The organism is Corynebacterium sp. c25Ua_89 (assembly GCF_047459735.1).
Lineage (GTDB): Bacteria > Actinomycetota > Actinomycetes > Mycobacteriales > Mycobacteriaceae > Corynebacterium > Corynebacterium simulans.
The window spans coordinates 298,070-320,689 of sequence record NZ_JASBOD010000002.1 but is presented as its reverse complement, the minus strand read 5'-3'; the positions used below and the strand labels follow the sequence as shown (position 1 = coordinate 320,689).

The 22,620-nt window shown below is 60.9% G+C and carries 24 protein-coding genes; 20 read left to right on the top strand and 4 right to left on the bottom strand.

Features of this window, described 5'->3' with window-relative positions; translation table 11 throughout:
- The first annotated feature begins 7 nt into the window (after positions 1–7).
- The 12 genes from QKB66_RS04330 to QKB66_RS04275 all read left to right on the top strand — a co-directional run bounded on the left by QKB66_RS04330 (position 8) and on the right by QKB66_RS04275 (position 10,081).
- Entirely contained in the window at positions 8–160 is a 153-nt protein-coding gene (locus QKB66_RS04330; protein ID WP_168161740.1) for a hypothetical protein, read from the top strand.
- A complete protein-coding gene (locus tag QKB66_RS04325) occupies positions 157–1,401 on the top strand; it encodes an MFS transporter (RefSeq protein ID WP_414252769.1) in 1,245 nt (414 codons plus the stop codon). The genes QKB66_RS04330 and QKB66_RS04325 overlap by 4 nt, the downstream gene beginning before the upstream one ends.
- Positions 1,402–1,404: 3 nt before the next feature.
- The gene (gene hisH, locus QKB66_RS04320) at positions 1,405–2,040 is read left to right on the top strand and encodes an imidazole glycerol phosphate synthase subunit HisH (protein WP_070497159.1); all 636 of its coding nucleotides are present in this window, start codon (positions 1,405–1,407) and stop codon (positions 2,038–2,040) included.
- Between the two features lie 15 nt (positions 2,041–2,055).
- Positions 2,056–2,838, top strand: coding sequence for a bifunctional 1-(5-phosphoribosyl)-5-((5-phosphoribosylamino)methylideneamino)imidazole-4-carboxamide isomerase/phosphoribosylanthranilate isomerase PriA (gene priA, locus QKB66_RS04315; RefSeq protein WP_414252768.1), 783 nt, complete (start codon positions 2,056–2,058; stop codon positions 2,836–2,838).
- A gap of 18 nt (positions 2,839–2,856) precedes the next feature.
- Complete coding sequence (locus tag QKB66_RS04310) at positions 2,857–3,648, top strand: inositol monophosphatase family protein (RefSeq protein WP_070497163.1); 792 nt, start codon at positions 2,857–2,859, stop codon at positions 3,646–3,648.
- Between the two features lie 13 nt (positions 3,649–3,661).
- Positions 3,662–4,426, top strand: a complete 765-nt coding sequence (gene hisF / locus QKB66_RS04305) for an imidazole glycerol phosphate synthase subunit HisF (protein ID WP_414252767.1) — start codon at positions 3,662–3,664, stop codon at positions 4,424–4,426.
- Complete coding sequence (gene hisI / locus QKB66_RS04300) at positions 4,423–4,785, top strand: phosphoribosyl-AMP cyclohydrolase (RefSeq protein WP_414252766.1); 363 nt, start codon at positions 4,423–4,425, stop codon at positions 4,783–4,785. Before hisF ends, hisI begins: the two co-directional genes overlap by 4 nt.
- On the top strand, positions 4,786–5,418 hold the full coding sequence (locus QKB66_RS04295) for a TIGR02234 family membrane protein (RefSeq protein ID WP_414252765.1): 633 nt from the start codon (positions 4,786–4,788) through the stop codon (positions 5,416–5,418).
- Between the two features lie 69 nt (positions 5,419–5,487).
- A complete protein-coding gene (locus QKB66_RS04290) occupies positions 5,488–6,318 on the top strand; it encodes an indole-3-glycerol phosphate synthase TrpC (protein WP_070497174.1) in 831 nt (276 codons plus the stop codon).
- Positions 6,319–6,354: 36 nt separating this feature from the next.
- Complete coding sequence (gene lgt / locus QKB66_RS04285; protein WP_311517893.1) at positions 6,355–7,251, top strand: prolipoprotein diacylglyceryl transferase; 897 nt, start codon at positions 6,355–6,357, stop codon at positions 7,249–7,251.
- A gap of 167 nt (positions 7,252–7,418) precedes the next feature.
- On the top strand, positions 7,419–8,831 hold the full coding sequence (pyk, locus tag QKB66_RS04280; protein ID WP_311517957.1) for a pyruvate kinase: 1,413 nt from the start codon (positions 7,419–7,421) through the stop codon (positions 8,829–8,831).
- A gap of 212 nt (positions 8,832–9,043) precedes the next feature.
- A complete protein-coding gene (locus tag QKB66_RS04275) occupies positions 9,044–10,081 on the top strand; it encodes an HNH endonuclease signature motif containing protein (RefSeq protein ID WP_414252764.1) in 1,038 nt (345 codons plus the stop codon).
- Between the two features lie 183 nt (positions 10,082–10,264).
- On the opposite strand, the gene QKB66_RS04270 is transcribed toward QKB66_RS04275, so the two are convergent.
- Positions 10,265–12,652 (bottom strand): glycogen/starch/alpha-glucan phosphorylase, encoded by a 2,388-nt coding sequence (locus QKB66_RS04270; protein ID WP_248091530.1) that lies wholly within the window; start codon positions 12,650–12,652, stop codon positions 10,265–10,267.
- 77 nt (positions 12,653–12,729) lie between these two features.
- A complete protein-coding gene (locus QKB66_RS04265) occupies positions 12,730–13,932 on the bottom strand; it encodes an amidohydrolase (protein WP_414252763.1) in 1,203 nt (400 codons plus the stop codon).
- A 36-nt stretch (positions 13,933–13,968) separates the two neighbouring features.
- Here QKB66_RS04265 and QKB66_RS04260 point away from each other — a divergent pair, with 36 nt between their 5' ends.
- On the top strand, positions 13,969–14,367 hold the full coding sequence (locus tag QKB66_RS04260; RefSeq protein WP_070587316.1) for a hypothetical protein: 399 nt from the start codon (positions 13,969–13,971) through the stop codon (positions 14,365–14,367).
- Here the strand turns inward: QKB66_RS04260 and QKB66_RS04255 are convergent.
- Complete coding sequence (locus QKB66_RS04255) at positions 14,333–15,454, bottom strand: glycerate kinase (RefSeq protein ID WP_248091536.1); 1,122 nt, start codon at positions 15,452–15,454, stop codon at positions 14,333–14,335. The genes QKB66_RS04260 and QKB66_RS04255 overlap by 35 nt on opposite strands.
- 138 nt (positions 15,455–15,592) lie before the next feature.
- Here QKB66_RS04255 and gdhA point away from each other — a divergent pair, with 138 nt between their 5' ends.
- Entirely contained in the window at positions 15,593–16,933 is a 1,341-nt protein-coding gene (gdhA, locus tag QKB66_RS04250) for an NADP-specific glutamate dehydrogenase (protein ID WP_414252762.1), read from the top strand.
- Between the two features lie 93 nt (positions 16,934–17,026).
- A complete protein-coding gene (locus QKB66_RS04245) occupies positions 17,027–17,794 on the top strand; it encodes a DivIVA domain-containing protein (RefSeq protein ID WP_248091541.1) in 768 nt (255 codons plus the stop codon).
- 51 nt (positions 17,795–17,845) lie between these two features.
- Here the strand turns inward: QKB66_RS04245 and QKB66_RS04240 are convergent, their stop codons facing one another.
- Positions 17,846–18,460 carry a hypothetical protein gene (locus tag QKB66_RS04240; RefSeq protein WP_311517886.1) on the bottom strand — a complete coding sequence of 205 codons (615 nt, stop codon included), beginning with the start codon at positions 18,458–18,460 and terminating at the stop codon, positions 17,846–17,848.
- Between the two features lie 174 nt (positions 18,461–18,634).
- On the opposite strand from QKB66_RS04240, the gene QKB66_RS04235 reads away from it, so the two are divergent.
- The 5 genes from QKB66_RS04235 to QKB66_RS04215 are packed head-to-tail and all read left to right on the top strand — an operon-like array spanning position 18,635 to position 22,611.
- Entirely contained in the window at positions 18,635–19,189 is a 555-nt protein-coding gene (locus tag QKB66_RS04235) for a YceD family protein (protein ID WP_239238367.1), read from the top strand.
- Positions 19,186–19,956, top strand: coding sequence for a ribonuclease III (gene rnc, locus QKB66_RS04230; RefSeq protein WP_248091558.1), 771 nt, complete (start codon positions 19,186–19,188; stop codon positions 19,954–19,956). The genes QKB66_RS04235 and rnc overlap by 4 nt, the downstream gene beginning before the upstream one ends.
- On the top strand, positions 19,956–20,777 hold the full coding sequence (gene mutM / locus QKB66_RS04225) for a bifunctional DNA-formamidopyrimidine glycosylase/DNA-(apurinic or apyrimidinic site) lyase (protein ID WP_414252761.1): 822 nt from the start codon (positions 19,956–19,958) through the stop codon (positions 20,775–20,777). The genes rnc and mutM overlap by 1 nt, the downstream gene beginning before the upstream one ends.
- 37 nt (positions 20,778–20,814) lie before the next feature.
- Positions 20,815–22,332: an alanine/glycine:cation symporter family protein gene (locus tag QKB66_RS04220; RefSeq protein ID WP_070733371.1), complete on the top strand. Its 1,518-nt coding sequence runs from the start codon at positions 20,815–20,817 to the stop codon at positions 22,330–22,332.
- Entirely contained in the window at positions 22,333–22,611 is a 279-nt protein-coding gene (locus QKB66_RS04215; RefSeq protein WP_070733367.1) for an acylphosphatase, read from the top strand. It abuts the gene before it with no gap.
- Positions 22,612–22,620: the final 9 nt, after the last annotated feature.

The window sequence follows — 22,620 nt, the reverse complement described above, 5'->3', positions numbered from 1 at the left end:
TTTGATTTTGGTCCTGTTCTTGGTGGCAGGACTTCTTTTTGGTGGTGCCTGGTCTGCTTATCAGCAAGGCTCTAAGTTCTTTACCATCGTGGCTGCTGTGCTCGGCGCGGTATCCATCGCAGCAGCGCTGGCGTGGATGTTTGGTGTGATGGGCCAGTGAGCAACGCGAAGCAGTCCATCTGGAAGGTCCCGGGCTATACCGCCACGATGATTGCCGTTGCGGCGGCCTTTGGTGCGTGGTCCATTCTGCTGCCGGTGGTCCCGCTGGCGGTGCTTGACTCGGGCGGCTCGGCAACCCTGGCGGGCGCCTCGACCGGCGCTTTCATGGCCGCCACGGTTATCACCCAGACTTTGACCCCGCGCATGCTGCGCACCTTTGGCTACCGTCCCGTCATGGCGGCGGCCGCGCTGCTGCTCGGCGTTCCGGCCTTCGGCCACTTGCTTGGTAACGCCGCCGTTGTCGTGCTTGCCTTTTCCGCCCTGCGCGGGATTGGCTTCGGCGCGTTGACAGTTTCGGAAAGCGCGCTGATCGCAGAAATCGCCCCCTCGCGGCTGCTGGGCAAGGCCACCGGCATGATCGGCGTCTTTGTCGGATTCGCCCAGATGGTCTTCTTGCCGGCCGGCATTGCGATGGGGCAGGCTTGGGGCTTTGAAACCGCGTACATCACCGCTGGCATCATCGGCATCATTGGCTTCGTGATGTGTTTGCGTGTGCCATCGCTGAAGGCGGCGTCGTCAAGCGTGGCGAATCGTGAGACCGGAGCCGTCGCGCCGATGTGGAAACTCTTCGCTGTGCCGGCCCTAGCTCTTACCACCTTCTCAATGAGCTACGGCGTGGTCTCCACGTTCATCGCCCCCGCGGCGCGAGAACTGGACCCAGTCACCGGCGCAGCCGTCGGCGGCCTGCTGCTTTCCTTAGTGGGTGCTGCGACGATGGTGATGCGTTACTTCGCAGGCGCGGTGGCAGACCGCCTTGGCAAACCCGGCACTTTGTATATCCCGGCCCAGCTCGCGGCCGCCGGTGGCGTGGCGTTGATTGCCTTCACGCTCGCGCAAGGGTGGTCGCTGTGGCTGCTGGTTTGTGGCGCCGTAATTTTCGGCGGTGCCTTTGGCATCGCGCAGAACGAGGCACTGCTGGCGATGTTCGACCGCGCGCCTCGCGAAAAGATTTCCGAGGCCTCTGCGGTGTGGAATATTTTCTACGACGCAGGCACCGGCTTGGGCTCCACGGTGCTGGGCGCGTTGGTCGCCAGCACCGGCTATAGCGGCGCGTTTGGTGCGGGCGCTGCGATTATCGCGGGCGGGCTGTTGCTGACCGTCAGCGATACGCTGCTGGGACGTACCCGCGTTAGCGAGACACACGATATTAAGACCCGTTTGCGAAGGTTGCGTAAGGTATAGCCCATGACAGGCAAGAATGTTGTTGTGCTGGACTATGGTGCCGGCAATCTGCGTTCGGCGCAGCGCGCGCTTGAACACGCAGGCGCGCAGGTCACCGTCACTGCGGATCCCCAGGTGGCCGTAGCTGCCGACGGCCTCGTGGTCCCCGGAGTCGGCGCCTTCGCCGCGTGCATGGAGGGGCTGAAAAAGGCCCAGGGCCCGCGGATCATCGGCCAGCGTTTGGCCGGTGGCAGGCCGGTGTTGGGGATCTGCGTGGGTATGCAAGTGCTTTTCGACGCCGGCTTCGAGCACGGCATTGCCACCGATGGTTGCGGGGAGTGGCCTGGCCGGGTGGAAAAGCTGCAGGCTGACGTGCTTCCGCATATGGGCTGGAATACCGTGGAATTTGCTGCAGACTCGGCGATGTTCGCGGGGATTTCCCCGGAAGAGCGCTTCTATTTCGTGCACTCCTATGCGGCCCGCCGCTGGGAGCTGGAAACCGAAATCACCGAGCCGCCGCGGGTGGCCTGGGCTGAGCACGGCGGGGACCGTTTCGTGGCGGCCGTGGAAAATGGCGCGCTGTGGGCCACCCAGTTCCACCCGGAGAAGTCCGGCGAGGTAGGGACGCAGTTGTTGCGCAACTGGATTAATACGCTTTAAGTAGGATTTGAAACCATGACCTTTACTTTGTTGCCGGCCGTCGACGTCGTTGACGGCCAGGCTGTGCGACTCGACCAAGGCGCGGCCGGAACCGAAAAGAACTATGGCACCCCGCGCGAGGCTGCGCTCAAGTGGCAGGAGCAGGGGGCTTTATGGCTGCACTTTGTCGACCTCGATGCGGCTTTTGGCCGCGGTTCCAATCACGCGCTGATGGCGGAGATCACCGCGGAGCTTTTGATGCAGGTGGAACTGAGCGGCGGAATTCGCGACGATGAGTCTTTGGAGCGTGCGCTTGCCACCGGCGCGCGGCGGGTCAACATCGGCACCGCGGCGCTGGAGAATCCGGAGTGGGTTGAAGAAATGCTGGAAAAGCACGGCGACAAAATTGCCGTGGACTTGGCGGTGCAGCTAGAAGAAGGCGAGTGGCGCTGCCGCGGCAACGGCTGGGTATCGGATGGCGGAGGCCTCTGGGAGGTACTCGAGCGTCTCGATGCGGCAGGCTGCCAGCGCTTCGTGGTCACCGACGTCACCAAAGACGGCACCCTCGAAGGGCCCAACGTGGAGCTGTTGCGTGAGGTTGCTGCGGCTACTGAGGCTAAGATTACGGCCTCGGGCGGCATCTCTAGCCTGGACGATCTTCGCGAGCTGGCGCTGTATGAAAACGAGGGCATCGATTCCGCGATTGTCGGGAAAGCGCTCTATGAGCAGCGTTTTAGCCTCGAAGAAGCAATCGCGGCGGTGGCGGAGGTAGAGCCGCTGCCGGAAGAAGATTACATCGACCCCATTGACACTTATTAAAGCGAGGAGCGCCAATTCATGACTCAACCGCGTGAGCTCGTGGCTTTTGCCGAGGCGGCCGTTGACCAAGTAAGCGAACTATTCCGCGCCGGCCTCGGCGCGCCGCCTGCCCATTTCAAGGGCGAGGGCGATTTTGCCACGGAAGTGGACCTGCAGATCGAGGCGCAGCTGCGCCAGCAGCTCACCCAGCTCACCGGCATTCCGGTTTATGGCGAGGAGTCTGCCTCGCCCTCCGGCGTGTTTGCGTCCGAGGAGACCATGTGGGTGGTCGATCCCATCGACGGCACCGCGAACTATTCCGCGGGCAACCCGCTGTGTGGCGTTCTGGTCAGCCTCATCCATGACTCGCGCCCCGTAGTTGCGGTGGCGGACTTCCCGCTGCTCGTGCGCCGCGTGGTGGCTGCCGAGGGCATGGGCCTGCGCTCGGTTGGCGGACCTGCCACCGGCTTTGGCGGCGGTGCGGATTCTCTCGGTTTTGACGAAGGCCGCGGGCACGTCGGCTGCTCTTCGCACCTGCCCACGGATATCTTCCACGAGCTGCGCGAGACCGGGCTGCGCCCACGCATGACCGGCTCCGTGGGGGTTGATTCGGCTTTCGTGGCGCAGGGCGTCTTCGACGGCGTGGTGAACTTCTCGCCGCATCCGTGGGACAACGCTGCGGGCGCTCTGCTCATCAAGGCCGCTGGCGGCATCGCGACCGACCCCGAAGGCAACGACTGGGCTCCGGGCGCCCGCGGTCTGGTCGCCGGCACCCCTCAAGTGCACGCCACGATTCTCGACATCGTGGCCCGCCACAGCCAAAAGTCTTAAAAAGGAGGATGCCATGGCCTTGGCCGTGCGTGTTATCCCTTGCCTCGATGTGGACAACGGCCGCGTGGTCAAGGGCATAAACTTTGAAAACCTGCGCGATGCCGGCGACCCAGTAGAGTTGGCCGCCCGCTACGACCAACTCGGTGCCGATGAACTGACCTTCCTCGACGTCAGCGCCTCGAAAGAAGGCCGGGGCACCATGCTCGAAGTCGTGCAACGTACCGCAGACCAGGTCTTTATCCCACTGACCGTGGGCGGCGGCGTGCGTTGCATCGACGACGCCCGTAAGCTGCTGCGCGCCGGCGCCGATAAAGTAGCCGTCAACTCCGCGGCGATTTCCCGCCCAGAGCTGCTGCGCGAGCTTGCTCGGGTCTTCGGCTCCCAATGCATCGTCTTATCCGTCGACGCCCGCAGAGCCCCACACATGCCTTCCGGCTTCGAGGTCACCACCCACGGCGGCACGCGCTCCGCTGGACTCGACGCCATCGAATGGGCGGCCCGCGGCGCGGAGCTGGGCGTCGGCGAGATTCTGCTGAACTCCATGGACGGCGACGGCACGAAGGCAGGTTTCGACGTCGAGCTCATCGAGAAGGTGCGTGCTGCGGTGTCTATCCCCGTCATCGCCTCCGGTGGAGCGGGCAAGGCAGCCGACTTCCCACCGGCTATTGCGGCTGGCGCCGACGCCGTCCTCGCGGCCTCCATCTTCCACTTCGGCGAGGTGGAAATCGCCGAGGTGAAGGATGCCCTCGCGGCGGCCTCCTACGAGGTACGCAAGTGAGTAGCCCAGCAGACTTCGAGCTAGACCCGGGCGTCGCTAAGCTGCTCAAGCGCAACGCCGACGGCCTGGTTCCCGCCATCGCCCAGTCCGAACAAGGCGAGGTGTTGATGTTGGCATGGATGGATGACCACGCACTCGCGCACACCTTGGCCACGCGCAAGGGCACCTATTATTCGCGTTCCCGGCAAGACTATTGGATAAAAGGCCAGACCTCGGGGCATATCCAAGAAGTACTGGGGGTGCGGCTGGATTGCGATGGCGACACCATCCTGGTTACAGTTCGCCAAGAAGGCGCGGCCTGCCATACCGGAGACCGCACTTGTTTCGATTCTCGTGACCTTTTGGGAGGCGCATTTTAGATGGCACGCCGTCTTGGCCCACTTTTAATTGCTGCAGGCGCAATCCTGCTGTGGCTTTCATCCCGCATGACGTGGGCTACCGCTGCCGTAGAAGACGATAAGTCCGGCTCCAGCACCGTCGACATGGTGGGTTCCTTCTGGTCCCTCGAACTAATCGCGCTGACCCTTGTGCTTTTGGCCGGTTCCGTCGCCGTGGCGGCCCTGCGTCGCACCTCCCGCCGCATCGTGGCCGTCATTTGCGCGCTGGCCGCAGCCGCCGTGGCGTGGAGTCCAGTCTCCCTGCTGACCTACGGCGCCGACGCCGCTCGCGCCCAAGAACTCCTGCGCGCCGGCTCCTCCGACGAGAATGCCGTCAACGGTGCGCATATCTCGGAGTGGGCCACCGTTATTAGCACCGAGACCGCAAAGGCTGGCCCCATTCTTGCCATCTTCGGCGCAGCGTGCGCGCTGTTTGGGGCGATGCTGCTGGTGCGCAAACCGGGCGTCGACAAGCCCCGCTCGACCAAGTACGAAAGCCCGGCCGCCCGCCAGGAGCGCATCGCCGAGGAACTGGAGACCACCACCGATTCCGGTCGCGTGATGTGGGATGCGCTCGACGCCGACATTGACCCCACGGACGTAAAACGCCCCTGAATTTCTATTTCGCGGGCCATCGCGATAGCCTAAGTGTGATCTCAAACGCCCCTGTGGAGGGAGGTGCTGATGTCCACTCCGATCGCCGTAGACCACCTGATAGCAGGTGTGCTTGACGACGTCGCCGTGCGCGAAGCCCGCGTCTCCTTCCAAGACATCAAAGCGCGCTCGCGTTCCATGAGCGAGCCACGCGACGTCCGTGCTGCGCTGTTGCGCCAGGGCTGCTCCGTGATTACCGAAATCAAACGCGCCGTGCCTTATGCCGGCGAAATCGCACACCTGGCCTCACCGGAGTCGGTGGCGCAGATGGCCGCGCAGCTAGCTGCCACGGGGGTCCACCTGATGGCCTGCCAGACCGACAGGCGGCGCTTCCACGGTTCTTTGGAGGATATGCGTCAGGCCCGCGCGGCGATCGATATCCCGATGATTTGCCGCGACATCATCGTGGACCCGTACCAGATCCACGAGGCGCGCTGCTATGGCGCGGATGCGGTGCCGCTGCAGGTGGAGATCTTGGAGCAAGCGCGGTTGGAGGCGCTGCTCGATCGCATTGAATCGCTGGGAATGACCGCAATTTTAGAGGTGCGCACCTGTGATGAAGTCGACCGCGCCATCAAGGCCGGTGGCAGCGTGGTGGCCATTAACGCATGGTCGGTGGCCTCGGATGCCATCAACCGCGAGGCCTTCTCCGAGATTGTGCCGGGGCTGCCGGAATCCATCGTGCGCATCGCAATCGGCGGTGTGAATTCGCCACGTAACGTGTTGAGATATGCCTCCCAGGGCGCCGATGCGGTGCTGGTAGGAGAGGCCATCATGGCGGCCCAAGACCCCGCCGCCGCGGCGCGTTCCTTGGTCGCTGCTGGCCAGCACCCGGCGTGCCCTTCGCGGAAGTCTCTTTAGTGGCTTTGTCCAGCCGGATAAGGCAAACTGTCTAGCGTGCAAATTCTGGCAAACATCCCGTCCCCGCCGCAGGGCGTGTGGCATTTAGGTCCGTTTCCGCTGCGTGCTTACGCACTTTGTATCATTGTCGGCATTCTGGTGGCGATGTGGATGACGCAGCGCCGCTACGTTGCGCGTGGCGGCAATTCCGATGTCGTGTGGGATGCGGCCATCGTTATCATCCCGGCGGGCATCGTCGGCGGGCGCTTGTATCACGTGATTACGGATCACCAGAAGTATTTCTGTGCCGACTGTAACCCGGCCGATGCCTTGAAAATCACCAACGGCGGCCTCGGTATTTGGGGCGCGGTGGCGCTCGGTGTGTTCGCGATTTGGGTGATGTTCAAGATTAAAAAGGTGCCCATGGCGCCGTTTGCCGACGCCGTCGCTCCCGGTCTCATTCTTGCCCAAGCCATCGGGCGGCTCGGCAACTGGTTTAACCAGGAGCTCTACGGCCGGCCCACCGACGTCCCGTGGGCGCTGGATATTTACTACCGCATCAACGAGGCAGGGGAGTATGCGCCGGTATCGGGCCGCTCAACTGGGGAAGTAATAACGTCCGTGCACCCGACCTTCCTCTACGAGCTGGTCTGGAATGTTGCCGTGTGTTTGTTCCTGCTGTGGGCGCAAAAGGCGTGGAAGCTGGGGCACGGCCGCGTGTTTGCGCTCTATGTGGCGGGGTATACGCTGGGCCGTTTCTTCGTTGAGAATATGCGCTCGGATGAGGCCACGATGGTCTTCGGCCTACGTATCAACGTCATTGTTTCAGTAGTGCTTTTCATCGTGGCGCTGGTGGTATTTTTCAAGCTTCCGCGCGGGCAGGAGACTCCCGCTGAGGTAGATCCTGCGCGTAACGGGCCGAAAGCGCTCGATGAGTCGCAGGAATCACACTAAGTAGCGTACGTTGCCCATTCATGCCCGCTTTTATGCGGGTATTTCTGGTTTTGGTGAGATTTTCTGTGGATTTGCGGGTTCATGTTGGGTTTGGCAGTGGCCGTTGCCAGCGAACGCGGGTAGGTTGGGTGACGTTAGCATTCCCGATGTGAAGAGGGCTTTTAATGTTGGATAGAAGAACCAAAATCGTTTGTACCTTAGGTCCCGCTGTGGCAAGCAAGGACGGAATCCTGCGCCTCGTGCAAGAGGGCATGGACGTCGCTCGCCTTAACATGTCCCACGGCGAGCACACCGACCACGAAGCCAATTATCGCTGGGTACGTGAGGCCACCGATGAAACTGGCCGCGCCGTCGGCATCCTAGCCGACCTGCAGGGCCCGAAAATCCGCTTGGGTCGCTTCATCAACGGCGAGGAGATGTGGGCAGAAGGTGAAATCGTTCGCATCACCGTCGACGACGTTGAAGGCACCCACGACCGCGTTTCCACCACCTACAAGAACCTCGCGAAGGATGCGAAGGCCGGCGACCGACTGCTTATCGACGACGGCAAGGTCGCCGTGGTCTGTAAAGAAGTAGATGGCAACGACGTCGTCTGTGAGGTCACTGAAGGTGGCCCCGTATCCAACAACAAGGGTGTTTCCCTGCCCGGCATGGATATCTCCGTGCCGGCTCTATCCGAAAAGGACATCACCGACCTGCGCTTCGCTCTGCAGCTCGGCGTCGACATGATCGCGCTGTCCTTCGTGCGCTCGCCAGCCGACGTCGACCTAGTCCACGCCATCATGGACGAAGAGGGCCGTCGCGTGCCGGTCATCGCGAAGCTGGAGAAGCCGGAGGCGGTCGATGCTCTGGAGTCCATCGTCCTTGCTTTCGACGCTATCATGATTGCCCGTGGTGACCTGGGCGTCGAGGTGCCGCTCGAGCAGGTGCCGCTGTTCCAGAAGCGCGCCATCCAAATCGCGCGTGAAAACGCTAAGCCGGTCATCGTGGCAACCCAGATGCTGGATTCCATGATCAGCAACCTGCGCCCGACCCGCGCGGAAGCATCAGATGTGGCCAATGCCGTGCTCGATGGCGCCGACGCCGTCATGCTCTCCGGCGAGACCTCCGTGGGCATCGACCCGCAGAACGTCGTGCGCACCATGTCTCGTATCGTGCAGAACGCTGAGTCCGATGGCCAGGTGCCGCCGCTTTCGCACGTTCCGCGCACCAAGCGCGGCGTGGTGTCCTACTCGGCGCGCGACATCGCGGAGCGCCTGAATGCGAAGGCAATCGTTGCCTTCACCACCTCCGGCGATACCGCAAAGCGCGTGGCGCGTTTGCACTCCAAGCTGCCGCTGCTTGCGTTTACCCCGTTCCCGGAGGTGCGCTCGCAGCTGGCCCTGACCTGGGGCGCGCAGACTTTCCTGAGCGATGCCGTGGACTCCACCGACGACATGATGGCTACCATCGATCGCTCGCTGCTGGCCATGGATAGTTACAAGGAAGGCGACCTCATCGTCGTCATCGCTGGCACCCCGCCGGGAATTGCGGGCAACACCAACATGATTCAGTGCCACATGTTGGGTGAAAGCCGCTAACCGAGCTCCTTGAGCGCGCTTCGCCGGCGCTCGGTAATCGCTGGCCCGTCAGCCCTGTGGCCTTCCTGCTTTTGCGCAGGGAGGCCTCTTTTTGTGGATAGCTTTGTGGCCGCGTCATCGGAAAGCGCGTTTTAGCCTCTTTTAGGCGAAGTTATCCACAGACCAAAAACTGATGCTTGTGGCGGTTCGTGGGTGCTTTTAGCGTGAAAGGTATGAACCTTCAGACGTATTTGCAAGCACGGGCGCGCGGCGTGGATCTTCTCGCCGAGGCGGCCGCGCTAAGCAAGTCTGAAATCATGGCATTAGGCGCAAGCCCCGATGACGCCGACCATCTCATCCGCCTCGCCGAGCCTTATTTTGGCAAGACGCCGTATACCCGCAAGCAGGCTCGTGCGCTCGCCGGCGCGCGGCGCCGTGGCCATGGATTGAGCGTGCTGGCCCGGATCGAGAAATACGTCGCGCGGGTGCGCAACCGCCATCATGCGTGGGACCTAAGAGTCGAGTTGTGCCACGCGCCAGCCAATAACGTGGACGGGCTCGCGCGCGCTCGGCTACGCGAGATCCTCACTCCGCCGCAGCCCCAGCCGCAGGTATCGCATACCCGGTACTCCAACGGCCTGGGCGCAATCCGTATCACCGATAAGGCGATGACCATCGAGGACTTCCGCGCCATCATTTCGCATGCGGACGGCGCCCTTGCGGGCTTCCGCGCGTTGGTGGCCGGAAACGCGAGCGGCGGGGCCGTTAAAGTATCGACCTCGGCGATTGTTTATCTTGACCAACTCGACCGCATCGTAAATGGTGAGGGTGAGGAGGTCACCATTGAGCTGAGTAACGGCGCGGTGGTCTCTGGCGCGCAGTATATTCAGCGCGCGCTGGCCCAGCATGGGGAGGCCGTCCTCGTGCATCCGCTGGCTGGGCCGGTCGATGCCTTCCGAACCCAGCGCATCGCAAACGATAAACAGCGTGCCATACTCAAAGCGAAGTTCCGCGAGTGTGTATGGCCGGGATGTTCCGTGCCTTTCGATGACTGCCAAATCCACCACATCGAAGCCTGGAACCACGGCGGGTACACCAACCTCCAAAATTTGGTGCCACTTTGCGCCTATCACAACGGGCTCAACCAGGATGACCCGCTAGGGCCCGCGCATCGCGGACGTATGACGCTTATCGACGGCCATCTTGCCTGGCTTTCACCAAAAACAGGCAGGCCGATGTTTCTAAAACACAACCTCCGCCCGCCACCCTAGATTTGCGCCGGGCTGCCCCTGCCGGTCGCTCGTGCAAACGGAGCCACGGGTTGCACGGCGTGGGTGCAAGTGGCGGCGGTTGAGTGGCGGCGGTTGAGTGGCAGCGGTTGAGTGGCGGGGCCGCGTAGGGCGGGGAAAGCCAAAAAGGCGCTAGGTGAAATGCCTAGCGCCTACTGGTCGTGGTTACTTATTAATTGGGGTGGGGTTGAGCTTCCAGACTTCGGCGGCGTAATCGGCAATCGTGCGATCAGAGGAGAAGCGGCCGGAAAGGCAGATATTCAGCCATGCCTTCTTGGCCCAGTCGAGTGGGGCGTCGACGTAGTCTTGTGCCATGCGGTCGCGGGTCTTCCGGTAAGAGTCGAAGTCACCGAGAACGTAGTAGGTGTCTTGGGCGTGGATGCCCTGGCCGTCGAGAAGCGAGGAGCGCAAGTCGCCGAACATGCCGGAATTCTCGTGGCCTAAAGTGCCATTGTTGAGGGCGTCCAGAACGCGCTTCAAACCCGAGACGGATTCGTAGAGCTCGCCAGGGTTATAAGACTCTCGTAGCGCTGGCAGCTCCTCGTTGGAAGCGCCGAAGATATACGCGTTGTCCTCGCCGACTGCCTCCACGATTTCAACGTTTGCCCCGTCCATCGTTCCCAAGGTGAGCGCGCCATTCATCATGAACTTCATGTTCGAGGTGCCGGATGCTTCCTTACCCGCCACCGAAATCTGCTCCGAGATGTCGGCGGCCGGGATGATGTGCTCGGCAGGGGAGACGTTGTAATTTTCCACGAACACAACGCGAATGACATCGCGGGTGTCTTCGTCGTTGTTGACCAGCTCAGCGATGGAGTTGATGAGCTTGATGATCTCCTTAGCGCGGACATAGCCCGGGGCGGCCTTCGCACCAAAGATGAAGGTACGCTTCGGCACGGACTCGCCGTCTTCCTTGATACGGAAATACAAGTCCAGGATATAAAGCGCATTCAACAGCTGACGCTTGTACTCGTGCAGGCGCTTGATCTGCACGTCGAAGATAGAATCCGGGTCGACTTCCGCGCCCTGATGCTGCATGATCCACTCTGCGAAGTCGACTTTGTTTTTGTGCTTTACCTCCATGAGCTTGCGCAGAACCTTCTTGTTCTCAGAAAGCTGGGTAAGCGAGGCAAGTGAGTTAAGGTCGGTGACCCACTCATCAGAACCGGACTGCTTGGTTAGAAGCTTCGCCAGGCGCGGGTTACACATCTTCAGCCACCGGCGAGGCGTGACACCGTTGGTCTTGTTGTTGAATTTCTCCGGCCACAATTCATGCCACTCGCAGAGCGTGTCGGCCTTGATGATTTCCGTATGCAGGGCGGCGACGCCGTTGATAGAAAACGCTGCGTAGCAGGCAATCCACGCCATGTGCACCTGCCCGTTGGACACCGGCGCCATGTATTCGATGCGCTGGGAATCGACGCCCCGAGCTTCCATATCCAGCCGGAAACGACGATCGATTTCTTCCACCAACTGCCAGATGCGCCAAAACAGCTTCTGGAAAATAGACACTTCCCAGCTCTCCAGCGCCTCGGCGAGAACGGTGTGGTTGGTATAAGCAAAAGTCTCTGTGACAACCTGCCAGGCATCGTCCCAGGACAAGCCGTGGTCGTCGAGAAGCAGGCGCAAAAGCTCTGGAATCGCCAGCACCGGGTGTGTGTCGTTGAGCTGGATGCAGTTGTACTTCGCGAATCCGCGCAGGTCGTCGCCGTGGTGGGCGATGTAGTTATCGATCATCTGCTGCAGCGAAGCAGAAACGAAGAAGTACTGCTGGCGCACGCGCAGCACCTTGCCCTCGTAGGTCGTGTCGTTGGGGTAGAGCACTCGGCAGATGTCCATGACGCGCTCGCGCTCGACGATGGCGTCGGTAAACCGCTGTGAGTTGAACGCATCGTAGTCGAATTCGTCGATGGGTTCGGACTTCCACAGGCGCAGGGTGCCGACGTTGTCGGTGCCGTAGCCGGTGATCGGCATGTCATAGGGAATCGCACGGACGTCCATGTCATCGAAGTGCACACGACGCTGATCGGAAGCACGGCGAATGACAAACTCGTAACCGTTTTCCATCCATGCGTCGGGCTGCTCCTTTTGGTGCCCATTGTCAAAGGACTGGCGGAACAAGCCGTAGCGGTAGAGCAGGCCGTAGCCGGTGACTGGGTAGTCCTGCGTGACCGCCGAATCGAGGAAGCAAGCAGCGAGTCGGCCTAGGCCACCATTGCCGAGGGCGGCGTCGTGCTCGGCCTCGAGGACGTCGGAAAGCTCGCGGCCGGCTGCCTTCGCTGCGGCCTTGGCTTCGTCGACCAAGTCCAGGTTGGTGAGGTTATTAAGCAGCGCGCGGCCTTGCAGGAACTCGGCGGAAAAGTAGTGCTGCTGGCGGGTCGCAGAGTAGGCAGCGCGGGTAGCTTCCCAATTGTCAGCGATTTCGGCTACGACAGCAGAAGATAAGCCGGACCAGAATTTGCGCTGGCTGGCAGCAGAAGGGCTAACCCCGGCAGCGGAGCGCACGTGTGCGGGGACAGTGGACTGAAAAGCAGAGTGCTTGGGCTGGCTCATTTATTACCTATCTGGTTCTTTAAGAGAATGGAAAATACCGTGTGCCAGCTTATCCGGCCTTGAGCGCAAGCGCTTGCTTAATTTGCGAGGTAGGCCAGCACCGCTGCTGCGGCGGCTTGGGTACTCGATGCCACGGTGGGTTCATAATCGGGCAGGAATATCGCTTGGTGGTTGACGGGTGGGTTATCTGCCAGTTCCGCGGGTGTCGAGCCAATAAACCAGAAATAATACGGCACACCCCAAGCTTGGGGGAGGTAACAAAAGTCCTCGGAGGCCGTCGAAGGTTCGGCTGTACCCGAGGCCGCGCCGAAGACGGCGTCGAAGACTGCGCGCACGGTTTCGTGGGCGGCAGGATCGTTGTCGGTGACTTCGCCGTGGGCAAAGTACTCGAATTCCGGCGGCTTGGGGGCGTCGGAGGCTTCGCATTCCGCGCGCACCATTCGCTCGAGGGAGGCATACACACGCTTGGCGACGTCCGGTTTGTAATAACGGGTATTCAACACCAGCTCGGCGGTCTCAGGAATGATGTTGTTTTTATCGCCTGAATGCAGCTCCCCTACAGAAATGACAAAGAAGTCATGTGGTGCCACCTCGCGTCCAACGATGGCTTGCAAACGCGTGATGACCATGGCGGCGATATAGGTCGGGTCAACGGCTGCGTGCGGCATCGAGGCATGTGCCGAGCGTCCGTGAATGGTGATGCGCAGGGAGTCGCAACCGGCCATGATTGCTCCGGAGCGGGACAGAACATCGCCTGCTTTGCCGGGCATAACGTGTTGGCCGAGGCAGATGTCGGGTTTCGGGACGCGGGTAGTAAGGGAATCGGCCAGCATATATTTTGCTCCCATGGAAGATTCTTCTGCTGGCTGGAAAAGAGCGAGGAAGGTGCCGGACCAGCCGTCGCGGTGGGCGTCGAGAAGCGCGCAGGCTCCGAGCAGCGCTGTAGTGTGCATGTCGTGGCCGCAAGCATGCATGTTGCCGTTGCGGGAGGCGTATGCAACTGCTGTTTCCTCTTGCACGGGCAGCCCGTCGAAGTCAGCGCGGAAAAGAGCGGTGGGGCCGGGGCCGTTGCGGAAGATGGCCACGGCCCCGAAACCGCCGATAGGCTGGACAATCTCGCAGTCGAAAGTGCGCAGGCGCTCGAGGATTCGACCGGCGGTGCGCTCTTCTTCGTGGGAGAGCTCAGGGTGAGCGTGAAGGTCCTCGTAGAATTCGCGCTGCCAGCTAAGGTCTCCGTGGGAGTCTTTCAAGAGGTTTGCGATTTTGGTGGAATCTGCCATAGCTAATTTTCTTTTCGTTTGGGTAGGGTTACCTACATGCCAATTATTCAGTTTGATGTTCTTGTGCCGAACGCTCAGGCCAAGCGAGTGGCGGAGGTCTTTAGCACTGCCACCGAAAAGCTGGTTGCACATGAAACGCTGGCCGCTGCCCGCGTAACCCGCGAGGAAGATCCCACCTTGCCGGCCGGCTTGGAGGAGCAGTTGCGTCAGACCTACCGCGACGAGCACTTTGACCGCGAGCTAGAAAATGCCAATGTTTATCGCTACAACATTGAGGTCGACGGTGTGAAGGGATCCGTGAACCAGCTGACGATGGTGCTAGCGCGACTTCTCACCCCGCACGCGGTGTTGCCGAAGGACCACGTGCTTTTGGAAGATGAGGTCGCGCACGAGCGGCCTGCTATTTTTCCGTGGTCTGTACAGGTGCAACCTTAGCGGCCAGCGCGTGGGCGGCGGCGCGCAATTGCTCCACGACGTCGCCTTTCGCGGCGCCTTGAGCACTGTCGAGTTCGATTCCTACGGCGCCGTGGGGAAGCGGCGATGCGATGGAGCCTGCGATGACGCCGACTGGCGTTTCGCCGGCTAGCTCGGCGACGGTGCCGACAACTTTGCCGGTGAGGGATTGCTCATCAAAGCGGCCCTCGCCGGTGACAACGAGGTCTGCCTCGGCGAGTTTCGCCGACAGGCCGATTTTTTCTGCCACATACGCGCCGCCGGGGACTACTTCGAAATGTTCTTCGCTTCCCCAGAGCGTTTGCGAAAGCCAGTGCAAAGCGATGGGGATGCCGCCTGCGGCACCAAAGGATTCGGCGTTTTCGTCGGTGCCGGTTACTTCGCAGAGGCGAAGAAGAGCGCCCGCGAGCAGCGCGATGTGTTCTCCCTCGACGCCTTTTTGTGGGCCGTACATGGTCGCGGCCTGGATAGGCACGGCTCGGGTATCAGCGAGCAGGGTGTAGTCAAGGGCACCGGCCTTGATGTTGAGCTGGGCGGTGTCGATGTTGTCGAGGCGAACGAGGGGAGCACCGCCCTTGGGTAGTGCGTAGCCGCGCTCGTCGTGTGCCGCCGCACCAAGTGCGGCGAGGATGCCCATTCCGCCGTCGATGGTCGCGCTGCCGCCAAGACATAAAACGATGTGCTTAGCGCCGCGGGCTTCGGCGTCCGCGATGAGCACGCCGGTGCCGTAGGAATCCGAGTGCAGTGGGTCGAGGTCATTGGCGACGGCGGGCAGCCCGGTGGCGGAGGCGACGTCGATTAGCGCATGCTCGCCGGCCAGGAAGTAGCTGGCTTCGGTCAGCCGCCCGCGGGCGTCGGTGGTGGGCAGTGTAATCGTTTGCACCTCGACGCCGGAAAGGCTGGCGGCGGTGGCGAGGATTTCGGAGGTGCCTTCGCCGCCGTCGGCCATGGGGCAGGTGGTGATGGTGGCGTCGGGAAGGGCCTCGCGCAGACCGCCAGCGATGGCTGCCGCGGCCTGCATTGCGCTTGCTGTCCCTTTGAAAGAGTCCGGTGCGACGATGATATGCATGCCGAAAAGTATAGGTGGCCACTAATTCGTGGGCGGTTTCACCTCGCGGGTAGTTGCACTTTTGGTCAAACGATAGAAAACTGTTTGGTGTCCTGTAAACCACCGATTCGGCACCCTCGCCGGCGAAAGGCGCACCAGATGCACATCGAAAAGCAAATTTCCAACTACTACGACATGCTTTTAAAGCGAAACGCCGGCGAGCCTGAGTTTCACCAAGCCCTCTCTGAGGTGCTGGATTCGCTGAAGATTGTCCTGAACAAGGACCCGCACTACGCCGACTACGGCCTGGTCGAGCGCCTATGCGAACCCGAGCGCCAGCTCATCTTCCGCGTTCCCTGGACCGATGATCGCGGAAACGTTTGCGTCAACCGCGGTTTCCGTGTGCAATTCAATTCCGCACTGGGCCCGTACAAAGGCGGGTTGCGTTTCCATCCTTCGGTGAACCTGGGCATCATCAAGTTCTTGGGCTTCGAGCAGATTTTTAAAAACTCGCTGACCGGCCTGCCCATCGGTGGCGGTAAGGGCGGTTCTGATTTCGACCCGAAGGGCAAGTCGGATGCGGAAATCATGCGCTTTTGTCAGTCCTTTATGACGGAATTGCACCGCTACATCGGTGAATATCAGGATGTTCCGGCAGGCGATATCGGTGTTGGCGGGCGCGAGATTGGTTACTTGTTCGGCCAGTTCCGCAGGCTGGAAAATCGCCACGAGTCTGGCGTGCTGACAGGCAAGGGGCTGTCCTGGGGTGGCTCCCTGGTGCGCACCGAGGCCACCGGCTACGGCTTGGTCTATCTCACCGCAGAGATGATGAAAACCCATGGCGAGTCCTTTGACGGTGCGAAGGTCATTGTCTCTGGTTCCGGAAACGTGGCGATTTACGCGGCCGAGAAGGTCCAGCAGTTGGGTGGCACTGTCGTGGCGATGTCCGACTCCGCGGGGTACGTCGAAACCCCAAACGGCGTTGACATCGAGCTGCTGAAGGACGTCAAGGAGGTGCGCCGCGAGCGCATTAGCGTATATGCCCAGGAAGCGGGGGTGAAATATGACGAGGGCGGCAATATCTGGGCCACGCCTGCCGACGTTGCGTTGCCGTGCGCTACCCAAAACGAGCTCGACGTCGATGCCGCGCGGCTGCTGGCAGAAAATGGCGTGCGCTACGTCGCCGAAGGCGCGAACATGCCGTGTACCGCAGAAGCGGTCCACTACTTCGTGGGCTCGCAGCTCAATTTCGCGCCGGGCAAGGCCGCGAATGCAGGCGGCGTGGCTACCTCTGCGCTAGAGATGCAGCAAAATGCTTCGCGCGATTCGTGGTCTTTTGACTACACCGACAAACGATTGCACGAAATCATGTCGAATATCTTCAAAAACATCGACCGCACCGCGCGGGAGTATGACATGGAGGGCGATTATGTCGCGGGCGCGAATATTGCGGGCTTTAAGAAGGTGGCTGATGCGATGTTGGCGCAGGGCGTCGTTTAGCGCCGCTCTAAGCCTGAAGTCGAACTTTAGATTTTTATTGCAAGTGCCGCGTGGGAAACGTGTGAAAAAAGTTTCTTTGGTTACTCTGAGCGCATGTACCGCGTATTTGAGTCCCTTGATGAACTTGTTCGCAACTTGGAGCAGGCCTACTCCGTTCCCATGACGGCCAACTGCATGGTCCCGCGCCACGAGATGCTCGCGCTTCTCGACGACCTCCGTAACGCCCTGCCTGTCGAAATGGACGATGCACAGGATGTCCTAGATAAGCAGGATGAAATCTTGGCTGGCGCGGAGGAACGCGCTGCGCAGATTGTCGCGGATGCAAACGCGCAGTCTGACGAGATTATGGCGCGTGCGCAGGAAGACTCTGACGCCATGCTTTCCGACGCCCAGCAGCGCTCGACCACCATGGTTGTCCAGGCGGAAGACGATGCGAGCGCCATGATTGAAAGCGCGCGTGCCGATGCGGACCGCACCATCGCGCAGGGCAATCAGGAATACGAGCGCAGCGTCGCCGCAGGCCAGGCGGAGCAGGAACGCTTGGTCTCTGAGTCCGAGGTGGTCCGCCGCTCGAACGATGAGGCGCAGCGCATTGTGGAGACCGCCCACACCGAGTCGAATCGTTTGCGCACCGAGTGCGACGAGTTTGTCGATTCCAAGCTCGGCGAGTTTGAAAGCACCCTTTCCGGCCTGCTGCGTACCGTGAACTCTGACCGTCAAGCGCTGCGCCGCGGCGCGGGTGTGCGTTCCCGCATCAGCGATTCGCGCGCAGATGTGCGCAGCGAGCGTGGCGAGTACCGCACCGACCGTGGCGAGCGCGGCGAGTACCGCGCCGAAAGCTCCGAGCGCTACGAACGCTAAGACCTATAGCGCGGATGCACAGAAGCGCCGAGAGCTTCCGGCGCCCGGGCGCTAGCGCGGCGAATGCACACTCTGTTTGCATAGGGTTTGCATAGCTCGGCTGCGGCGCGGAGACGATGGCCCTTGCTGGTGGCCAGACGGTTTGTCGTACACCGTCTGTTCATCAGCTGGGGCCATCGTCTTTGTAGCAACGGCAATCGCCGCCGATACCGCTGCGGGAAAACCGAACACGCCCCACAACAATGCAAACGTTTCCATAGGCGTACCCGCGATGAGGCGCACAGAAAATAGCGCCTCCACCAAATATTGCCCTGCGACAACGCTCAAAATACCGCCGAGCGCCGTAGCAACGGACATGAGAACGCCCGATAGCCCTTCGCGCGCATTCCAGGCCAGCCACGCGGTGCCAAGGCCTAGGAGCGCGGAGGCGACAATCATCGTGATGTCGAAGGGCAGTGGAAGCGCCACGAAAGCACCAAGCACAAACCCCAAACCCAGACCGCGATAGGCCAGGGAGTGCAGTGCCATCCCCGGCCGCAGGCGGCTGCGGTGGTGTCGCAGATATGCGATTGCGCCAAGCGCTACCACCGGCAGCACACAAAGCAGAGAAAACGCCCATCCAAGCTGGGCTAATTCGCTGTTTTGTGTAGTGGTGCCGTAATTCATAGTCCCTAGCCTAAGACCCGCTAAGTCATTGGGAAACCACCCGCCTTTAGCGCATAGGACCTTGTGCGGTGCAGTTCAGGCAACACCCAGATAGCGGGCAAAAGGCGGCGTCGGCAAGCATGGGCAAAGCTCGGCTAAAAGGATGGAGCCGCACAATGTAGGCTAAGAGACGTTATGGCAGATGTATTGGAATCACCGCTGAAATTTAACGTGGCCGAGCTCTTGCGTGGCCAGGGCGCTGCCGCAATGCCGGAGCAGCGCGTGCAGAAGGGCCCTGCGCCCGAACGTATCGGCGTCGAGATGATCGCCGTTGCAAAAGGCGACGAGATTACGGTCGACGCCACCTTGACACCCCTGGGATCGGGCGTGCTTGTCGACGCCACGGTTACCGGCACTCTCACCGGCGAATGCGCTCGTTGCTTGCGCCCGCTGCACCCGCAGCTGGATCTGCAGGTCTCGCAGGTTTTTGCCGCAGACGAGTCTTTCATCAGCGGCGACGAACTCGATGATGAGGATGCAGGCTCTGGCGATGAAGTTCCTGAGGTCGTAGACGACGAAATCGATTTACTGCAGACCGTCATCGATGAAGCCGGCCTGAGCCTGCCTTTTGCGCCGGTGTGCGAGGAAGGCTGCGACATAGAGATGCCGGAGGGCGTTTCCACCGGAGTCTCTGGCGAAGAGGAAGACAAAGTCGATATCCGTTGGTCTGGACTGGAGAAGTTCCTGTGAGCAAGAAGAAGAAGCTGACCGGCGAGGAAGCCCTCCAGCAGGCCTATAGCGCCGTCGATCATGGCCCGTTGCTGCAGGCATTGGGCATCGACCTGGCCGATGAAAACTTGCGTCTGGCGCTGACCCACCGCTCTTTTGCCAACGAAAACGGGTACTTGCCCAACAACGAACGCCTCGAGTTTCTAGGCGACGCTGTCCTTGGCCTGTCCGTGGCTTCGAAGCTCTACGAGCAGTATCCTTCGCGTCCGGAATCGGATATTTCGAAGATGCGCGCTTCCATCGTCTCGCGATATGGGCTTTCCGATATCGCTCGCGAGATTGAGCTGGGCCAACATATCCTGCTGGGCAAGGGCGAGCAGTCCACTGGCGGCCGTGACAAAGATTCGATTCTGGCGGATACCACCGAAGCCATCTTCGGCGCGATTTATCGCCAGCACGGCTTTGAGGTCGCGCGCGATGTCATTCTGCGCCTGTTCCAGAAGAAGATCGACAACGCTGTCGTCTCCGGCCGCCACATGGACTGGAAGACCAACCTGCAGGAGCTGTGCGCCGAGCTGAAGGCCCCGATGCCGGTCTATACCGCTACCTCTACCGGCCCAGAGCACGACCAGACCTTCACCGCGGTGGCTACCGTCGCAGGCCTGACCGTGGGTAACGGCGTTGGCCACAACAAGAAGCTGGCCGAGCAGCAGGCGGCGCAAGAGGCGTGCGATACTCTGCGCGAAACTCCGCTTTTGGTCCAGGGCACCGCTAATCGCGAGAATTAATGCCTGAACTTCCAGAAGTCGAGTCCGTCCGCCGCGGGCTGGAGGCCTATCTTCCCGGCCGCCGCTTCGAGTCCGTGAAAGTCTTGCACTCGCGGGCCAACCGCGGCCAGGATGGCCCCTTGGAACAGCTCCTAGCCGGCCGCGAAATCGCGAGTGTGGCACGGCGCGGCAAGTTCATGTGGCTGGAATTCGCCGACGAGGACCTCACGGATCCCGGCCGCGATGTGCTTTTCGTACATCTCGGCATGTCCGGCCAAATGCGGGTGGGGGAGATGGACTCGAAACATGTACGCATCGCGGCGTCGTTAAGCGGCGGCGTCCAGCTGAACTTCGTGGACCAGCGCACCTTTGGATATTGGTTGCTGGCCCCATGGACGAAGATCGCGCACCTCGCGCGGGATCCGCTGGAGTCGGACTTTGACCTTGTTGCCACGGCGCGGCGGCTGCGTGGGAAGAAGACGGCGGTGAAGACGGCGTTGTTGGATCAGACTGTGGTCTCGGGAATCGGTAATATTTATGCCGACGAGGCGCTCTGGTTAGCCCGCATACAGCCCCAAAAGAAGGCCTCCACGCTGCGTCAACGCGACGCAGTTGCGCTTGTCGACGCCGCCGCGACCGTCATGCGCGCTGCCCTTAAAGTCGGCGGCACTAGCTTTGATGCGCTTTATGTCAACGTCAATGGCGAGTCGGGTTACTTCGACCGCTCTTTGCATGCCTACGGTCGTGGCGATGAGCCGTGCGATAGGTGTGCGACGCCGCTAAAAAGGGTGGTTGTGGGCGGTAGATCTACCCACTATTGCCCCCGCTGCCAAACCTATTAATGGATCGATAGGGGATATATAGCGTTTAATACTCCATATGGAATTTATTGAGAACGCTGTGACAACGTTCAACGATTCGGTATGGACTTATCTGATCCCGTGGATCTTGATTGCTGCGGGACTATTTTTCGGCTTTAGGACTGCGCTCGTACAGGTGCGCATGGTCCCGCAAATGTTCAAGGCTGTGGTGGAACGTCCGAAGGGCGTCGGCCGCGACGAAGATGAGGACTACGGCGGAATCTCCGCTTTCAAGGCTTTTACCATTTCGGCGGCCTCGCGCGTGGGCACCGGCAACGTCGCGGGCGTGGCTGTGGCTATTTCCGTGGGCGGACCTGGTGCCGTGTTCTGGATGTGGCTGATTGCCATCCTGGGCGGTGCGACGGCGTTTATCGAGTCCACCCTGGCTCAGGTGTGGAAGGTCCGTGAAGGCACTGCTTACCGCGGCGGCCCGGCTTATTACATGAAGCGTGGCCTAGGCTGGGGCCCGCTTGCCGCTATCTTCTCTGTGGCCATCGCCTTTACCTTCGGCTTTGTCTACAACGCATTCCAGACCAACGCCATTGCCGATTCCATCGCGTTCTCCTTCGGCCGTGACGACTTCTCCTTCCGCTTTATCATCGGCGGCGTTATCGCTGCTATCTCCGCTCTCATCATCTTCGGTGGTGTGCAGCGTATTGCGAATATCACTCAGGTCATCGTTCCGTTTATGGCGATTGCCTACCTGCTCATCGGTGGCTTCGTTGTCGTGGCCAATTTTGACAAGGTCCCGGGCATGATCGGTGACATCATCGGCCACGCCTTGGGCTTCAAGGAAATCGCCGGCGCCGGTCTAGGCACTGCCATGATGAAGGGAATCCAGCGCGGCCTATTTTCCAATGAGGCCGGCGAGGGCTCCGCGCCGAACGCCGCAGCTACCGCCGCCGTGTCGCACCCAGTCAAACAGGGGCTGGTGCAGACCTTGGGCGTTTATTTCGACACGCTAGTTGTCTGTTCTATCACCGCCTTCATCATCCTGCTGGGGCCTACCGTCAACTACGGCGCGGAAGCCGAGGGTGTTTCCCTGACACAGGCTGCACTGGCTTCTGAGGTGGGCGATTGGGGCATCCATTTCGTCAGCTTCATCCTATTCTTCCTGGCATTTTCTTCGATTCTGGGCAACTACTACTTGGCAGAGGCCAACGTGGAGTACTTAACCCGCAAAAAGAGCCTGCTGATCCTCTTCCGCCTCGTGGTGCTCTTCTTCGTATGGTTTGGCGCCGTGGGCTCTTTGCCTTTGGTCTTCGCCCTGGCAGATACCGGCGCGGCAACGATGGTATTCCTGAATATTCTTGCCATCGTTCCTTTGTCCGGCGTGGCCATCAAGCTGCTGAAGAACTTCAACGAACAGCGTCGTGACGGCGTGGACCCGATTTTCCATCGCGACATGATGCCGGAACTGAAAAACGTCGAGTGCTGGGACGGCTCTGACCCGGTTACCCGCCGCAGCCCGGAGGACCGCAAGCACTTGCAGCACAAGTATGACCTGTCGGATCGCACCAATCTACGGGAGTACTAAATGCAACGCCTGACCGCTTTCGTGCACGGTACGGTCCAAGGCGTTGGCTTCCGCTGGTGGACGCGCTCTCGGGCCCTCGAATTGGGTCTTGCGGGCCACGCCACGAACTTAAAGGGCGGGCGCGTGCAGGTTGTTGCCGAAGGCCTGCGCGAGGACTGCGAGCGCCTGCTCGAGTTATTGCGCGAGCAGCCTTCTACTACCAAGCGCCCGGGAACCGTAACCACCGTGGTGGAGCAGTGGTCGGACCCACGCGGTGAGAGCGGCTTTATCGAACGCTAGCGCCTAGGC

What these genes read in the sequence shown, in the direction of transcription:
- QKB66_RS04275 (WP_414252764.1), top strand. Translation starts at nt 9,044, where the DNA reads ATGAACCTTCAGACGTATTTGCAAGCACGGGCGCGCGGCGTGGATCTT.
- QKB66_RS04220 (WP_070733371.1), top strand. Translation starts at nt 20,815, where the DNA reads ATGGAATTTATTGAGAACGCTGTGACAACGTTCAACGATTCGGTATGG.
- hisF (WP_414252767.1), top strand. Translation starts at nt 3,662, where the DNA reads ATGGCCTTGGCCGTGCGTGTTATCCCTTGCCTCGATGTGGACAACGGC.
- QKB66_RS04310 (WP_070497163.1), top strand. Translation starts at nt 2,857, where the DNA reads ATGACTCAACCGCGTGAGCTCGTGGCTTTTGCCGAGGCGGCCGTTGAC.
- QKB66_RS04255 (WP_248091536.1), bottom strand. Translation starts at nt 15,454, where the DNA reads ATGCATATCATCGTCGCACCGGACTCTTTCAAAGGGACAGCAAGCGCA.
- QKB66_RS04260 (WP_070587316.1), top strand. Translation starts at nt 13,969, where the DNA reads ATGCCAATTATTCAGTTTGATGTTCTTGTGCCGAACGCTCAGGCCAAG.
- QKB66_RS04295 (WP_414252765.1), top strand. Translation starts at nt 4,786, where the DNA reads ATGGCACGCCGTCTTGGCCCACTTTTAATTGCTGCAGGCGCAATCCTG.
- QKB66_RS04240 (WP_311517886.1), bottom strand. Translation starts at nt 18,460, where the DNA reads ATGAATTACGGCACCACTACACAAAACAGCGAATTAGCCCAGCTTGGA.
- QKB66_RS04245 (WP_248091541.1), top strand. Translation starts at nt 17,027, where the DNA reads ATGTACCGCGTATTTGAGTCCCTTGATGAACTTGTTCGCAACTTGGAG.
- QKB66_RS04215 (WP_070733367.1), top strand. Translation starts at nt 22,333, where the DNA reads ATGCAACGCCTGACCGCTTTCGTGCACGGTACGGTCCAAGGCGTTGGC.
- QKB66_RS04265 (WP_414252763.1), bottom strand. Translation starts at nt 13,932, where the DNA reads ATGGCAGATTCCACCAAAATCGCAAACCTCTTGAAAGACTCCCACGGA.
- QKB66_RS04235 (WP_239238367.1), top strand. Translation starts at nt 18,635, where the DNA reads ATGGCAGATGTATTGGAATCACCGCTGAAATTTAACGTGGCCGAGCTC.
- priA (WP_414252768.1), top strand. Translation starts at nt 2,056, where the DNA reads ATGACCTTTACTTTGTTGCCGGCCGTCGACGTCGTTGACGGCCAGGCT.
- hisH (WP_070497159.1), top strand. Translation starts at nt 1,405, where the DNA reads ATGACAGGCAAGAATGTTGTTGTGCTGGACTATGGTGCCGGCAATCTG.
- QKB66_RS04290 (WP_070497174.1), top strand. Translation starts at nt 5,488, where the DNA reads ATGTCCACTCCGATCGCCGTAGACCACCTGATAGCAGGTGTGCTTGAC.
- QKB66_RS04270 (WP_248091530.1), bottom strand. Translation starts at nt 12,652, where the DNA reads ATGAGCCAGCCCAAGCACTCTGCTTTTCAGTCCACTGTCCCCGCACAC.
- mutM (WP_414252761.1), top strand. Translation starts at nt 19,956, where the DNA reads ATGCCTGAACTTCCAGAAGTCGAGTCCGTCCGCCGCGGGCTGGAGGCC.
- gdhA (WP_414252762.1), top strand. Translation starts at nt 15,593, where the DNA reads ATGCACATCGAAAAGCAAATTTCCAACTACTACGACATGCTTTTAAAG.